We start from the raw sequence: 14,154 nt of genomic DNA, 5'->3' as shown, positions 1-14,154 counted from the left end.
TGAAATTACTAGTTGACATTTGCCGTAAAATATACTATTATTATGAATAGAAGAAGAACATTTGTTCGTGTTGGAGGATAAGATGAATAAAGATGATAAGCTGAAAGCACTGGATGCCGCCCTTACACAGATAGAGAAAGCATATGGAAAAGGTTCTGTTATGAAGCTGGGTGACAGCGGAACCAATATGAATGTAGAGACCATTCCCACAGGAGCCCTGAGCCTTGATATCGCCTTAGGATTAGGCGGAATCCCAAAGGGAAGAGTCGTTGAGATCTACGGACCTGAGTCAAGCGGTAAGACTACGGTGGCACTTCATGTTATTGCAGAAGTTCAAAAACGTGGCGGAATCGCTGGTTTTATTGATGCGGAGCACGCTCTTGATCCTGTTTACGCTAAGAAAATCGGAGTTGATATTGATAACCTTTACATATCCCAGCCGGATAACGGAGAGCAGGCACTTGAGATTACTGAGACCATGGTACGCTCCGGAGCAGTGGATATCGTAATCGTTGACTCTGTTGCAGCTCTTGTTCCCAAGGCTGAGATCGAGGGAGACATGGGAGATTCTCACGTAGGACTTCAGGCAAGACTTATGTCCCAGGCCCTTAGAAAGCTGACAGCAGTCATCAGCAAATCCAATTGTATCGTACTTTTCATCAACCAGCTTCGTGAGAAGGTTGGTGTTATGTTCGGCAGCCCTGAGACCACCACAGGCGGACGTGCCCTTAAGTTCTATGCCTCTGTTCGTATGGATATCCGTAAGATCGAGACCTTAAAGCAGGGCGGCGATATGGTAGGTAACAGAGCGAGAATCAAGGTAGTTAAGAATAAGATCGCTCCTCCTTTTAAGGAAGCGGAATTTGATATCATGTTCGGCAAGGGTATTTCCAGAGAAGGTGATGTTTTAGATCTGGCGGTGAAAGAGAACATTGTTGAAAAGAGCGGAGCCTGGTTTGCATACAACAACGCAAAGATTGGTCAGGGCCGTGAGAACGCAAAGATCTACCTTCAGGATAATCCGGCAATCTGCTTAGAGATTGAGAATAAGGTCCGTATGAATTACGGTCTCCCAATCGAAGGCGGAGTGGATGCACCGGCAGCAGATGGTGCAGGCGCCAAGGAAAGCAAACGCATCAAGGCAGAGGAGAATAAGGAAGCTTCCTCAAAGGAATAAGCTTTTTCTCTGAATAAGCAGTTGTAATATAATAGAAAGAATAAGGGACACTCATGATAGTAACAGAGATTGTGCCCGTCGATAAACGCAGGAGTAAAGTCATTCTGGATGAAGACTTTGCTCTTGTTCTTTATAGAGGGGAATGTAATAGATTTGGAATCAAAGAAGGGGAAGAGCTTTCAGAAGATACGTATCAGGAGATTCTGAAAGAGGTTTTGTTTAAAAGAGCCAGAGAGCGGGTGCTTTATCTTTTAAAGGCTTCGGATAAGACAGAGCAGGAACTGGTAAGGAAGCTAAAGGATGGGGGTTACCCCAAAGAAGCCATTGATTATGCCGTTGGTTTTGTAAAGGAGCACCGGTTTATCAATGATGAGAACTATGGAAAGCGGTACGTGGAATTTAATTCCAGGCGAAAGAGTGAGAAGCAGATTCAGTTCGAGCTTCAACGAAAAGGTCTGGACAAAGAGATAATCCGGGATATCTTAAAGGAACAGCCTGTGGATGAGGAAGCCCAGATTCAGGCCTATATCAGGAAGAAGCGGATCGATCCGAAGGAGCTGGATCGAAAGGAACGTTCCAAAGTGATGGCCTCTCTGGGGAGAAAAGGTTTCTCTTACGAAGCGGTGAACCGTGTCTTAGGGGCGAATTTTGACGATATTTGACGAGAAGGAAATTGTGTATAAGTATACCGGAAACAAGGGTTAAATACTTGACATAATGTATAAAACAGTTTAAAATTGAAGTGTTGTATTGTTGTACAATGAAAATCTAATAAGGAGGTGCTCCTGTGTCAGTATTCACGACTGTATTGGTTGTAATTTTGGCATCATTAGTCGTCGCTTTTATTGCCTGGTCTGCTGCGATTTCATATCGCAAGAATACCTATGAAAGTAAAATAGGCTCAGCAGAAGAGAAATCCCGGGAAATAATAGATGAAGCATTAAAGACCGCTGAGACAAAGAAGCGTGAAGCTCTCCTTGAGGCAAAAGAAGAGTCAATAAAGACTAAGAATGAACTGGAAAAAGAAACCAGGGAAAGAAGAGCTGAGCTTCAACGTTATGAAAGACGAGTACTAAGCAAGGAAGAAAACTTGGACAAGAAGTCTGAGGCTATGGAAAAACGAGAAGCAGGTCTTGCTGCTCGAGAGGACGCGCTGAATAAGAAAAATGCCGAAGTTGAATCATTATATGAAAAGGGCATTCAGGAACTGGAAAAAATTTCCGGACTTACCTCCGAACAGGCAAAAGAATATCTTTTAAAATCTGTTGAAGATGATGTAAAACATGACACTGCGAAATTAATTAAGGAACTTGAAAACAAAGCAAAAGAAGAAGCCGATAAAAAGGCAAAGGAATACGTGGTTACAGCCATTCAAAGATGTGCTGCGGATCATGTGGCAGAAACTACAGTTTCTGTTGTACAGCTTCCTAACGATGAGATGAAAGGCAGGATCATCGGTAGAGAAGGCCGTAATATTCGTACGTTAGAGACCCTTACAGGTGTTGAACTCATTATTGATGATACCCCTGAGGCAGTTGTATTGTCCGGATTCGATCCGGTTCGTAGAGAAGTGGCCAGAATTGCATTGGAACGACTCATTGTGGATGGACGTATTCACCCAGCCAGAATTGAGGAAATGGTAGAGAAGGCACAGAAAGAAGTAGAAACCAATATGCGTGAGGAAGGAGAGGCCGCCGCTCTTGAAGTGGGAATTCATGGTCTTCATCCAGAACTCATCAGACTGCTTGGCAAGCTGAAATACAGGACAAGCTACGGACAGAATGCATTAAAGCATTCCATGGAGGTTGCCCAGTTATCCGGTTTATTAGCCGGAGAAATCGGACTTGATATCCGTATGGCCAAGCGTGCCGGTTTATTACATGACATCGGTAAAGCCGTTGACCATGAGATGGAAGGATCCCATATTCAGCTTGGTGTAGAGCTCTGCAGAAAGTATAAGGAATCTGCAATCGTGCTGAACACGGTAGAATCTCACCATGGCGACGTTGAGCCACAGAGCCTTATTGCCTGTATTTGCCAGGCAGCGGATACAATTTCTGCGGCAAGACCTGGAGCCAGAAGAGAGACTCTGGAGACATATACAAACAGATTAAAACAGTTAGAAGATATTACCAACTCCTTTAAGGGAGTGGACAAGTCCTTCGCCATTCAGGCAGGACGTGAGGTTCGGATTATGGTAGTTCCCGATCAAATCAACGATGATGATATGGTACTTTTAGCTCGTGATATTTCTAAGAAGATTGAAGAAGCCTTAGAGTATCCGGGACAGATCAAAGTCAATGTGATCAGGGAGTCCAGAGTAACAGATTACGCAAAGTAAAAATAGTGCCCTAAAACCGTATAATTTTAGATGTGCGGTTTTAGGGCATGTTTCATGTCGGAGGACGAATACGTGAAACAAAGATTGAAAACATTGCTGTGCTGTCTATTGATCAGCCAGCTATTTCTTATAACGGTATACGCAAAGCCGGACTGGCCGTCAGACACTGACATCCAGGCAGAAGCCGGTATTGTGATCGATGCAGATTCGGGAGCAGTCATATTCGGAAAAAATATGCACGGCCAGTATCCCCCTGCCAGTATCACGAAGATTTTGACCGCGCTGGTGGTGCTTGAGCATGCCAAGCCCGATGACATGGTTACCTTTTCCAAGAATTCGGTATTTAATGTGGAAGCAGGGAGCGGTAACAAATTAAATGTAACAGACGGCGATAAGCTTTCTGTGGAAGATTGTCTTTATTCTCTTATCCTTCATTCCTGCAATCAGGCAGCCAATGCTCTTGCGGAGCACGTGGCAGGAAGCAGAGAAGATTTTGTGAAGATGATGAATGAGAAGCTGGAGGAGATTGGCTGCGCAGAAAGTCATTTTGACAATCCTTCCGGGCTTAACGGAGACACTCAGTATGTATCTGCTTACGATATGGCGCTCATTGCAAAAGCAGCATACAGCAACAAAAAGCTGGTGGAGATCAGTTCTGCCTTAAGCCATAAGATTCCTCCTACCGCCAACAATCCCGAGGGACTTACGATTTACAATGAGCACCGTCTGGTGAAAACAAAAGATACTGCCAGCGAGTTTTATTTCCCTTCTGCCGTAGCAGGAAAGACGGGGTATTTAATCAAAGCAGGCAATACGCTGGTGACATATGCGGAGCAGGATGGAAGAAGACTGATTTCCGTAGTGTTAAAGGGAAGTCCAAGACAGTACTTTATCGACGGTAAGAATCTATTGCAGTTTGGATACGACCGTTTTCAGAATTTTAAGATAGAAGAGAATGAAACTTCCTATACCAAGGGAGAGGAAGCGGTGAAAGTAGGGGAGAAGAGCTTTCAGCCTTCTGACTTAGAGCTTCAGACAAATCAGTTCATTACTCTCCCAAAGGATGCCAAGTTTTCCGATGCAGAGAAAGCACTGGTTACTGACCTTCCAAAGGATAGCCCAAAGGGAGCCATTGCACTGATCCAATATACTTATAATGACAGAAAAGTTGGTCAGGCCTACTTAATATCTAAAACCGGTACCACAGACCCGAGTCAGACAACAGATGAGGGGACCAAGGAGCCGGCTTCTACTGAAGGAAGCAAGGAGCTGCCAGCTTCTGGAGTCAAGATGTCAGGCGGAAAGAGCATCGGCATTTTGGCTGCTGGTATTTTAGGCATTCTGGCTGTTGTTGGAGCCGGGGCTGGATTCGTTGTTTATAAAAGAAAAAAGGAATTCAGGGAAAGCGAGCTTCGGAGAGAAGAACGGAGACGTCGTCTGAGAGCTGATGGTGATACGGAAGCCTTTGAACGCATGTTAAAAGAGCGCCGTAATACAAAAGGAAAAAAATAAGCAATGAAAAAGACCAGCTGGGGTAGCTGGTCTTTTTTCGGAGAAGGTATTTCGTTTCTTATGGGGTGTAGCAAAAACTATATAATGTATTGGGGGGGGTTACAAATATAATATAACCGAATTGAGAAAAAAAGTGTCAACAAAGATTTACAAATATAAAAAGTATAATTGTGTAGTTTGTCTAATGGTCTGTAAAATTGCATAATAATATATAATAAAAGAGGAAACATCACTTGTTTTTGTGATTATTTTGCATGATTTATAACAAACGATCTGGTATCTATCGAATTGATAAAAAATTAACCAACTATCTCTCTAATCTCCCGGCAATCTGCTGTAAGCCACAAATCCTTCCAATGGAATCTCCCATTTTTACAACATGTCCTGCATGTCTTAAGTGTTCCCATAATATAGATGATAAAGGAAGTCTCAGCTTCTTGTAATAACTACCAAATGTGATAAAATAATGAAAAACAACTTGTGCAATGGTGCGTACAAGTTATACATTGATAGTAAGAGGATGTTTGATCCATCTTACGGAAAGAGCAGGAGGTAAAACTTATGAGATTTTTCGTAGACACAGCCAACATTGAGGAAATTAAAAAAGCCAATGATATGGGCATTATCTGCGGTGTTACCACCAATCCATCTTTGATTGCAAAAGAGGGAAGGGATTTTAATCAGGTGATTGAAGAGATTGCTTCTATTGTAGACGGGCCGGTGAGCGGTGAAGTAAAGGCCACCACTGAAGCTGCCAAAGATATGATAGAGGAAGGACGTCAGATTGCCTCCATTCACCCAAACATGGTAGTGAAGATTCCTATGACGGCAGAAGGTTTAAAGGCAGTAAAGGTTCTTAACTCGGAAGGGATTAAGACCAACGTAACGCTGGTCTTTTCCGCAGCCCAGGCGCTTTTGGCTGCAAGAGCAGGAGCTACATATGTTTCCCCGTTTTTAGGAAGGCTTGATGATATTTCCATGCCGGGAATTGATCTTATTAAGGATATTATGGACATCTTTACGGTTCATGGGATTGAGACTGAGATCATTGCAGCGAGCATTCGTAATCCTGTTCATGTGATAGACTGTGCAAAGGCAGGTGCTGATATTGCAACTGTACCTTATCCGGTATTGGAGCAGATGACGCATCATCCTCTCACAGACCAGGGAATTGTAAAATTCCAGGATGATTACCGTAAGGCATTTGGCGAATCATAAATGGAAGCAAATAGAGAAAGGTTGGAAGAACAAAATGGCGTACAGCAAAGTTAAGATGGTAGTTGATAAGGAGTTTCGCATTGCAGAAATAGATGAAAGGATCTACGGCTCATTCATTGAGCATCTTGGCCGCGCCGTATATGACGGTATTTACTCCCCAGAGCATCCCACTGCCGATGAACACGGCTTTCGTGAAGATGTTAAGGATTTGATCCGGGAGCTTAATGTTCCGATTATCCGGTATCCAGGCGGTAATTTCGTATCCAGCTTCAATTGGGAAGATAGTGTGGGACCTTTAAATGAACGCCCCAGACGCCTGGAACTTGCATGGAAAAGCATTGAAGAAAATAAAGTAGGCTTAAATGAATTCACCAAATGGACCAGGAATGTAGGGTCCGATGTTATGATGGCAGTGAATTTAGGTACCAGAGGAATTGCAGATGCCTGCAATATTTTAGAGTATTGCAACCACCCAGGCAATACCAAATACAGTGATTTAAGAATCAGTCACGGATATAAAGAGCCACATAACATAAAGACATGGTGCCTTGGCAATGAGATGGACGGAACATGGCAGCTGGGACATAAGACCATGGAAGAGTATGGCCGCCTTGCAGAAGAAACAGCCAGAGCCATGAAGATAATTGATCCTACCATTGAGCTGGTATCCTGCGGAAGCTCTTCTCTGACCATGCCCACCTTCCCTGACTGGGAGGCAGTAACACTTCAGCATACATACGACCACGTGGACTACGTTTCCATGCATCAGTACTATGGAAACCAGAAGGGCGATACCGAGGATTTCCTGGCTTGTTCCGATGATATGGACCAGTTTATCCGCACCGTAATCGCTACCTGCGATTATGTGAAGGCAAAAAAGAGAAGCAAAAAAGAGATTAAGATCAGCTTTGACGAATGGAATGTATGGTATCACTCCAACGCGGCTGACGATGATATTACAAAAAATCACCCATGGCAGATCGCACCTCCTATGTTAGAGGATATCTATACCTTTGAAGATGCCCTGCTGGTAGGACTTATGTTAATCACTATGTTAAAGCATGCAGACCGTGTGAAGATGGCGTGTCTGGCTCAGCTTGTCAATGTTATTGCGCCGATTATGACTGAGGCTGGCGGCGGCGCTGCATGGAAGCAGACGATTTTCTATCCATTCATGCATGCATCCAAATACGGAAGAGGAACGGCTCTTCTTCCAGTCATCAGTACTCCTAAGTTTGATACAGCGACTCATGAGAATGTAACTGCTGTTGAGGCTGTTCCTGTTTACAATGAGGAAAAGGGAGAGGTTACTATTTTTGCAGTCAACAGAAGCATTAAGGAAGATGCCGAGATGACCATTGATGTCAGAAGCTTTGAGGGATACCGTGTTCTTGAGCATACGGTTTTGGAATGCGATGATCTTCAGGCTGTGAACGGACCATTTAATCAGAAGGTGGCTCCAAAAGAGACCAGCCAGTCTGTTCTTGATGGCGGAGTGGTCACAAGCAAACTGAATAAAGCTTCCTGGAATGTAATCCGTCTTGGAAAGTAAATAAAAGTAAGGGGGTAATCTTATGGTAAGTAAAGAATATAAATTCTGGTTTGCAACCGGTTCCCAGGATCTCTATGGGGAAGAGTGCCTGAGAAATGTGGCGGAGCATTCTGCTATTATTACAGAGCGGTTAAACGCCTGCGGTCTGCTGCCATTTCCAGTGGTATTAAAGCCGGTACTCATTGACAATACTTCTATTCGCGCCCTGTTTCATCAGGCCAATGATGATGAGACTTGTGCCGGTGTTATTACCTGGATGCATACCTTTTCTCCGGCAAAATCCTGGATCTTAGGACTTCAGGAATACAGAAAGCCGCTGCTTCATCTACATACCCAGTTCAACCAGGAGATTCCTTATGACTCCATTGACATGGATTTCATGAATGAGAACCAGTCTGCCCATGGAGACCGGGAATTCGGCCACATGGTAACAAGAATGGGAATGGCAAGAAAGGTGATCGCTGGCTTCTGGGATGATGAAGGTGTCCAGAGACGGATCGGCGACTGGATGCGTACCGCAATCGGAGTGATGGAAAGCAGTCATGTCCGTGTGGTCCGTGTAGCAGATAACATGAGAAATGTAGCTGTTACCGAAGGAGATAAGGTTGAGGCCCAGTTAAAGTTCGGCTGGGAGATTGATGCCTACCCGGTCAGTGAGATCACAGACTTTGTAAAGGATGTAAAAGAGGGCGAGGTATCTTCTCTGGTAGAAGAATATTACAGCCGTTATGAAATTCTGACCGAAGGCAGAAGCCCGGAGGAGTTTAAAGCCCATGTGGCAGCCCAGGCGAGGATTGAGCTGGGATTCGAACAGTTCCTGAGGGAGAAGAATTATCAGGCCATTGTCACCCATTTTGGGGATCTTGGTGCATTGCAGCAGCTTCCGGGCCTTGCCATCCAGCGTCTGATGGAAAAGGGCTATGGCTTTGGAGCGGAGGGTGACTGGAAGACTGCTGCCATGGTACGCATAATGAAGCTTATGACCTCTGGGATTAAGGATGCCAAGGGAACCTCCTTTATGGAGGATTATACCTACAACTTAGTTCCCGGTAAGGAAGGAATTCTACAGGCCCATATGCTGGAGGTATGTCCAAGCATTGCTGACGGCAAGGTTGGAATCCGGGTGAATCCTCTTTCTATGGGCAATAAGGAAGATCCGGCGCGCCTTGTATTTACAGCAAAAGAGGGAAGAGGGATTGCCACCTCCCTCATTGATCTTGGAAACAGATTCCGTCTTATCATCAATACCGTAAACTGCAAAAAGACAGAAAAGCCGATGCCAAAGCTTCCAGTTGCAACTGCCTTCTGGACTCCGGAGCCAAATTTAATTACCGGAGCAGAGAGCTGGATTCTGGCTGGAGGTGCGCATCATACGGCATTTTCCTATGACCTGACTCCAGAGCAGATGGGAGATTGGGCGGAAGCTATGGGAATTGAAGCTGTCTTCATTGATGAGAATACAACCATACGTGATTTAAAGAACGAATTGAAATGGAATTCGGTAGTGTACCGCTAAGAACTTGATGGGGTCCGCCTCCTTAAGGGGGCGGGCCTATTTTAAAGGAGGGGTCCAAAATGAAAGGAAACGATATCGCAGCAGCAATTCGGGAAGGCAAAACAGCACTTGGAATTGAGCTTGGTTCTACCAGAATCAAAGCAGTATTAGTGGATGAAGACCATAACCCCATTGCTTCCGGCAGTCATGATTGGGAAAATAAGTATGAAAATGGAGTATGGACGTATTCCATACCTGATATCTGGAGTGGAGTACAGGACAGCTACCAGAAGATGGCAAAGGAAGTAAAGGAAACCTACGGGGAAACCCTGACCACCATTGGCGCTATCTGTTTTTCTGCCATGATGCATGGATATATGGCTTTTGACAAGGAAGGGGAAATACTGGTTCCTTTCCGTACGTGGAGAAATACCATGACAGGAGAGGCCTCCAAAAAGCTGACTGATATTTTTTCCTATCATATTCCTCAGAGATGGAGCGTTGCTCACCTCTATCAGGCGATTCTAAATAAGGAAGAGCACGTTTCAGCCATAGATTATCTCATTACCCTGGAAGGCTATGTTCACTGGAAGCTTACAGGAAAGCGGGTGCTTGGAATTGGAGATTGTGCCGGCATGTTTCCTGTTGACAGCACCACAAAGGATTATTATGAGCGGATGGTGGAACAGTTTGATTCCCTCATCGAACCGGAAGGTCTGCCCTGGAAGCTTAGAGATATTATGCCAAAGGTCTTGACCGCAGGCGAAGAAGCCGGTACATTGACTGAAGAGGGGGCTGCCCTTCTTGATGTCAGTGGCAATTTAAATGCAGGAATACCTCTTTGTCCCCCGGAAGGAGATGCAGGAACCGGAATGACGGCCACCAACAGCGTCGCCAGAAGAACGGGAAATGTGTCCGCAGGAACCAGTGTATTTGCCATGGTCGTACTGGAAAAGGAGCTTTCTAAGGTTTATGAAGAAATAGATTTGGTCACCACACCAGCAGGAGACTCCGTGGCAATGGTACACTGCAATAACTGTACCTCGGATTTAAACGCCTGGGTTTCTCTGTTTGAGGAGTTTGCTGAGACAATGGGAATGAAGACGGATAAGAATACTTTGTTTTCCACTCTTTATCAAAAAGCTTTGGAAGGAGATAAGGATGGAGGAGGTCTCTTATCTTACGGCTACTTATCCGGGGAGCATATCACACATTTTGAAGAGGGAAGGCCATTATTCGTGCGTACGCCTAACAGCCGTTTCAATCTGGCTAACTTTATGAGAGTACATCTTTATACTTCACTTGGAGCTTTAAAGGTTGGTATGGAAATTCTTTATGAGGAAGGTGTTAAGCTTGATGTGCTTCTTGGCCATGGCGGTTTATTTAAGACAAAAGGTGTAGGTCAGAGCATTATGGCAGCAGCCATGAACGTTCCGGTTTCGGTTATGGAAACGGCAGGAGAAGGCGGTGCCTGGGGAGCAGCTCTTTTGGCTTCCTATATGATCCGAAAGGATGAAGGCGAGACCTTAGATCATTACCTGGCTCAAAAGGTGTTCCATGGGGAAACTGGTACGGTGATAAAGCCGGATTCAGAGGACGAAGCCGGATTTAACGTATTTATGGAGCGGTATAAAACCGGGCTTTCCATCGAGCGGGCAGCCCTGGATTATATGAAATAATACCACAGACAGAAAGGCGGAAAGAACATGCTGGAAGAATTAAAACGCATTGTGTACGAAGCAAATATGGAGCTGCCAAGGAAGGGGCTTATTACATATACCTGGGGAAATGTCAGCGGAATCGACCGGGAGAGGGGGCTTTTTGTAATCAAGCCCAGCGGAGTGGATTATGAAAAACTGAAACCGGAAGATATGGTAGTTATGGACCTGTTGGGAAATAAGGTGGAGGGGGATTTAAATCCCTCCTCTGATACCGCCACTCATTTGGAGCTTTATAAGGCTTTTGAAGAAGTGGGAGGGATTGTTCATACTCATTCTCCTATGGCAACCTCCTGGGCACAGGCTGGCCGGGCACTGCCTTGTTATGGAACTACCCATGCCGATTATTTCTACGGTGAGATTCCATGTGCCAGGAATCTGACGGAGGAAGAGATTGAAGAGGGGTATGAGAAAAACACGGGAATGGTGATCATTGAGACCTTCCAGGGGAAAAATCCCATGCACGTACCTGGGGTACTCTGTAAAAATCACGGTCCCTTTACCTGGGGGACGGATGCAGACAATGCAGTTCATAATGCAGTTGTTTTAGAAGAAATTGCAAAAATGAACCTGATGACAGAACTTCTTAATCCCAATATCATTCCTGCACCTCAGTGCATGCAGGATAAGCATTTTATGCGCAAGCATGGCCCTAATGCCTATTACGGGCAGAAAAAATCGTAAGGAGCTTTCTATGGCAGAGGACAGCGGTAAGACAAAATACTATGTATTAATGGAAGAATTAAAGCAGGATATCATATCCGGGAAACGAAAGCCAGGAGATCGTCTGCCATCTGAAAATGAATTATCCGCCTCCTGTCACGTAAGCCGCCACACGGTGAGAAAAGCACTTTCCATTCTGGAGCAGGAGGGCTTTATTGAAGCGGAGCATGGCCGGGGCACCTTTGTCTCCAGAAAGGCAGGAGGGAAAAAGGGATCCGGCAATGTAGCGGTCATTACCACTTATTTGTCGGACTATATATTTCCCAGACTGATTCAGGGAATTGACAGCGTGCTTACGGCAGGAGGATACAGCATTATCCTTAAGAATACGGGAAACAGCAGGTTAAAAGAAAGCAAATGCCTGGAAGAAATACTGGAAAAGGATATTGACGGCTTAATCATTGAACCAAGCAAAAGTGAGATCATGTGCGGCCATAAGGGGCTTTATGACAAGCTGGATTTCTATCAGATTCCATATGTGTTCATTCAGGGGTATTACTCTCAGATGAAGCATAAGCCCCATATTCTCATGGATGATTGTATGGGGGGATATCTGGTAACGAAATACTTAAGAGATTTGGGACATGAGCATATCCTGGGTATCTTTAAGGCAGATGACATTCAGGGCAGGGACAGGCATAAGGGATATGTAAAGGCCCTCCAGGAAGCAGGGATCTTCTATGATCCTGATATGGTGATCTGGTTTCATACGGAGGATCGTACGGTCAAGCCTTCTGAGGTATTAAAATATTTACTGGAAGAGGGAAGATTAATAGATGGAATCGTCTGCTACAATGACCAGATTGCTCTGGAAATCATTAAGACACTTGAAAAATGCGGATTGTCTGTGCCACAGGACATATCTGTGACTGGTTATGATAATTCCTTTATTGCAGAGAATGGAATGGTAAAGCTGACGACCATCGCCCACCCCCAGGAGCGACTGGGGGCTATGGCGGCAGAACTTCTTTTGGAGAAGATTGACGGCATACCAGATGAGGAAAGCCGGGTAGAACGAATTTTAAAGCCGGAGCTTGTAATCCGTGAGTCCTGCAGGGAGCGAAAGGGCTGACTTAATGAGTACGAAGCTTACCCATGTAAAGGACACAGCCTATGATTAAGGTTCCGGATAATAGAAACAGCATCTGCATCCCTCCCATGGGAAAGCCAAGTATCTGGATGGAGGGAAGAACTTTTAGAAGTAGTGCGCCAATCAGGGTTGCAAGGAATCCACTGAGTCCGGCATAGGAAGAATTGGCACTGACATAAGGGACCCTTTTCTCTGTGGGAGCATAGTGGTATTGCAGGTGGAAAACAGAAATGGCAATTCCTCCCCAGGCGATGCCTGATAATGCCTGCAAAGGGGGCTGGAGGACGTAACAGGTCTCCGGCGTCATAAACAGCCAGCTGGCGTGAATCAGCCCTAAAAGGCCCATAGAGGCTCTTGTAACAAATAACCAGGAGGTTCTATCCGCCAGCTTTCCCCAAAGGGAAGAGGCGATGATCCGAAGGGTAGAGGAAATCAGCCCCAGGAAGGTGATATAGGTATAGTCAAGCTTTAGTCCGGTCACCATGTAGACGCTGAAAAAGGGGCCTGCTACCTGGAGGGCCACGTTCCAGAACATGTAGGAAAACATAACCTTTCGATATTCCTTATCTGCCAGGGGGGAAAGAATGGAATCCCTGAGCTTTTGGACGTGGGGAATGCTCTCCGGCTCCTTGATGGAGGAGAGGCACCAAAAATCCAGACAGGCCAGGGCGAATACCACGAAGCCTACCACATAAAATCCCTGCTGTTCCATATCCCCGCTTCGAAACCAGTCCATGACGCGGCCCATAAGGAGGCTGATGGCTGTGGACATACCAAAGGCAAAGGAGTCTTTCTTCCCAAGATATTTCCCTCGAATGGTGGAAGGAACCATCTGGAGAATCCAGTTACCGATGCCGGTTCCGATAAATGCACCGAAAAAGTGAGCCGTTCCATAAATTCCAACCAGCGCAAGCAGGCGGAGGCCGGGATTTTCGATAAAGAGCGGAACAAAGAACACGGAAGACAAAAGCAGCCGGTGAATCAGGGAAAATGCCGTAAGAATGGTTTTTCTCCGGCTCATGCTTTCTAAGAGGACTGCGGAAAACATCTGAAGCAGACAAAGCAGCAAAGGCAGAGAGCCGATGATTCCGTTGATGGAGTCAGTGGCTACCAGTGAGCTTGCGTATCCGGACAAAAATGCACCCGTAGTCAAGGTTACGATGCCGTTTGCGCAGCATCCTTCTGCAATAAAATATCTTCTGCCACTTCTATAATCTAAATCCGTCATAAGCGCTCCCTGAGAGCGGTTAGGAAACATTTTTTCCTTTATCCGTAATACGATGTCCATCATGTTAAGTCGGCAAATCTGCCGCGATCCCCTTTTCATT

The 14,154-nt window shown here is 45.3% G+C and carries 11 protein-coding genes; 10 read left to right on the top strand and 1 reads right to left on the bottom strand.

What is annotated here, in order from left to right; all coding sequences use genetic code 11:
• The first annotated feature begins 82 nt into the window (after positions 1-82).
• The 10 genes from recA to T546_RS0118325 all read left to right on the top strand — a co-directional run bounded on the left by recA (position 83) and on the right by T546_RS0118325 (position 12,808).
• Positions 83-1,177, top strand: a complete 1,095-nt coding sequence (gene recA / locus T546_RS0118370) for a recombinase RecA (RefSeq protein WP_024837246.1) — start codon at positions 83-85, stop codon at positions 1,175-1,177.
• A gap of 53 nt (positions 1,178-1,230) precedes the next feature.
• Positions 1,231-1,839, top strand: a complete 609-nt coding sequence (locus T546_RS0118365; protein ID WP_026892884.1) for a regulatory protein RecX — start codon at positions 1,231-1,233, stop codon at positions 1,837-1,839.
• A gap of 125 nt (positions 1,840-1,964) precedes the next feature.
• Positions 1,965-3,518, top strand: a complete 1,554-nt coding sequence (gene rny, locus T546_RS0118360; protein WP_026892883.1) for a ribonuclease Y — start codon at positions 1,965-1,967, stop codon at positions 3,516-3,518.
• A 72-nt stretch (positions 3,519-3,590) separates the two neighbouring features.
• Entirely contained in the window at positions 3,591-5,030 is a 1,440-nt protein-coding gene (locus tag T546_RS0118355) for a D-alanyl-D-alanine carboxypeptidase family protein (protein ID WP_026892882.1), read from the top strand.
• Between the two features lie 561 nt (positions 5,031-5,591).
• On the top strand, positions 5,592-6,248 hold the full coding sequence (gene fsa / locus T546_RS0118350; protein ID WP_026892881.1) for a fructose-6-phosphate aldolase: 657 nt from the start codon (positions 5,592-5,594) through the stop codon (positions 6,246-6,248).
• A gap of 34 nt (positions 6,249-6,282) precedes the next feature.
• Positions 6,283-7,800, top strand: coding sequence for an arabinosylfuranosidase ArfA (gene arfA, locus T546_RS0118345; RefSeq protein ID WP_026892880.1), 1,518 nt, complete (start codon positions 6,283-6,285; stop codon positions 7,798-7,800).
• Positions 7,801-7,822: 22 nt separating this feature from the next.
• Positions 7,823-9,316, top strand: a complete 1,494-nt coding sequence (gene araA, locus T546_RS0118340) for an L-arabinose isomerase (RefSeq protein WP_026892879.1) — start codon at positions 7,823-7,825, stop codon at positions 9,314-9,316.
• 59 nt (positions 9,317-9,375) lie between these two features.
• On the top strand, positions 9,376-10,974 hold the full coding sequence (locus T546_RS0118335) for a xylulokinase (RefSeq protein WP_034599869.1): 1,599 nt from the start codon (positions 9,376-9,378) through the stop codon (positions 10,972-10,974).
• Positions 10,975-11,001: 27 nt separating this feature from the next.
• Positions 11,002-11,697: an L-ribulose-5-phosphate 4-epimerase gene (locus tag T546_RS0118330; protein WP_026892877.1), complete on the top strand. Its 696-nt coding sequence runs from the start codon at positions 11,002-11,004 to the stop codon at positions 11,695-11,697.
• 10 nt (positions 11,698-11,707) lie between these two features.
• Positions 11,708-12,808: a GntR family transcriptional regulator gene (locus tag T546_RS0118325; RefSeq protein WP_026892876.1), complete on the top strand. Its 1,101-nt coding sequence runs from the start codon at positions 11,708-11,710 to the stop codon at positions 12,806-12,808.
• A 1-nt stretch (position 12,809) separates the two neighbouring features.
• Here T546_RS0118325 and T546_RS0118320 read toward each other — a convergent pair whose 3' ends face one another.
• Positions 12,810-14,117: an MFS transporter gene (locus tag T546_RS0118320; protein ID WP_051629962.1), complete on the bottom strand. Its 1,308-nt coding sequence runs from the start codon at positions 14,115-14,117 to the stop codon at positions 12,810-12,812.
• Positions 14,118-14,154: the final 37 nt, after the last annotated feature.

The organism is [Clostridium] aerotolerans DSM 5434, assembly GCF_000687555.1.
GTDB lineage: Bacteria > Bacillota > Clostridia > Lachnospirales > Lachnospiraceae > Lacrimispora > Lacrimispora aerotolerans.
This window is presented reverse-complemented; position numbering and strand designations above follow the sequence as displayed.

What these genes read in the sequence shown, in the direction of transcription:
- recA (WP_024837246.1), top strand. Translation starts at nt 83, where the DNA reads ATGAATAAAGATGATAAGCTGAAAGCACTGGATGCCGCCCTTACACAG.
- T546_RS0118365 (WP_026892884.1), top strand. Translation starts at nt 1,231, where the DNA reads ATGATAGTAACAGAGATTGTGCCCGTCGATAAACGCAGGAGTAAAGTC.
- fsa (WP_026892881.1), top strand. Translation starts at nt 5,592, where the DNA reads ATGAGATTTTTCGTAGACACAGCCAACATTGAGGAAATTAAAAAAGCC.
- arfA (WP_026892880.1), top strand. Translation starts at nt 6,283, where the DNA reads ATGGCGTACAGCAAAGTTAAGATGGTAGTTGATAAGGAGTTTCGCATT.
- araA (WP_026892879.1), top strand. Translation starts at nt 7,823, where the DNA reads ATGGTAAGTAAAGAATATAAATTCTGGTTTGCAACCGGTTCCCAGGAT.
- T546_RS0118335 (WP_034599869.1), top strand. Translation starts at nt 9,376, where the DNA reads ATGAAAGGAAACGATATCGCAGCAGCAATTCGGGAAGGCAAAACAGCA.
- T546_RS0118330 (WP_026892877.1), top strand. Translation starts at nt 11,002, where the DNA reads ATGCTGGAAGAATTAAAACGCATTGTGTACGAAGCAAATATGGAGCTG.
- T546_RS0118325 (WP_026892876.1), top strand. Translation starts at nt 11,708, where the DNA reads ATGGCAGAGGACAGCGGTAAGACAAAATACTATGTATTAATGGAAGAA.
- T546_RS0118320 (WP_051629962.1), bottom strand. Translation starts at nt 14,117, where the DNA reads ATGATGGACATCGTATTACGGATAAAGGAAAAAATGTTTCCTAACCGC.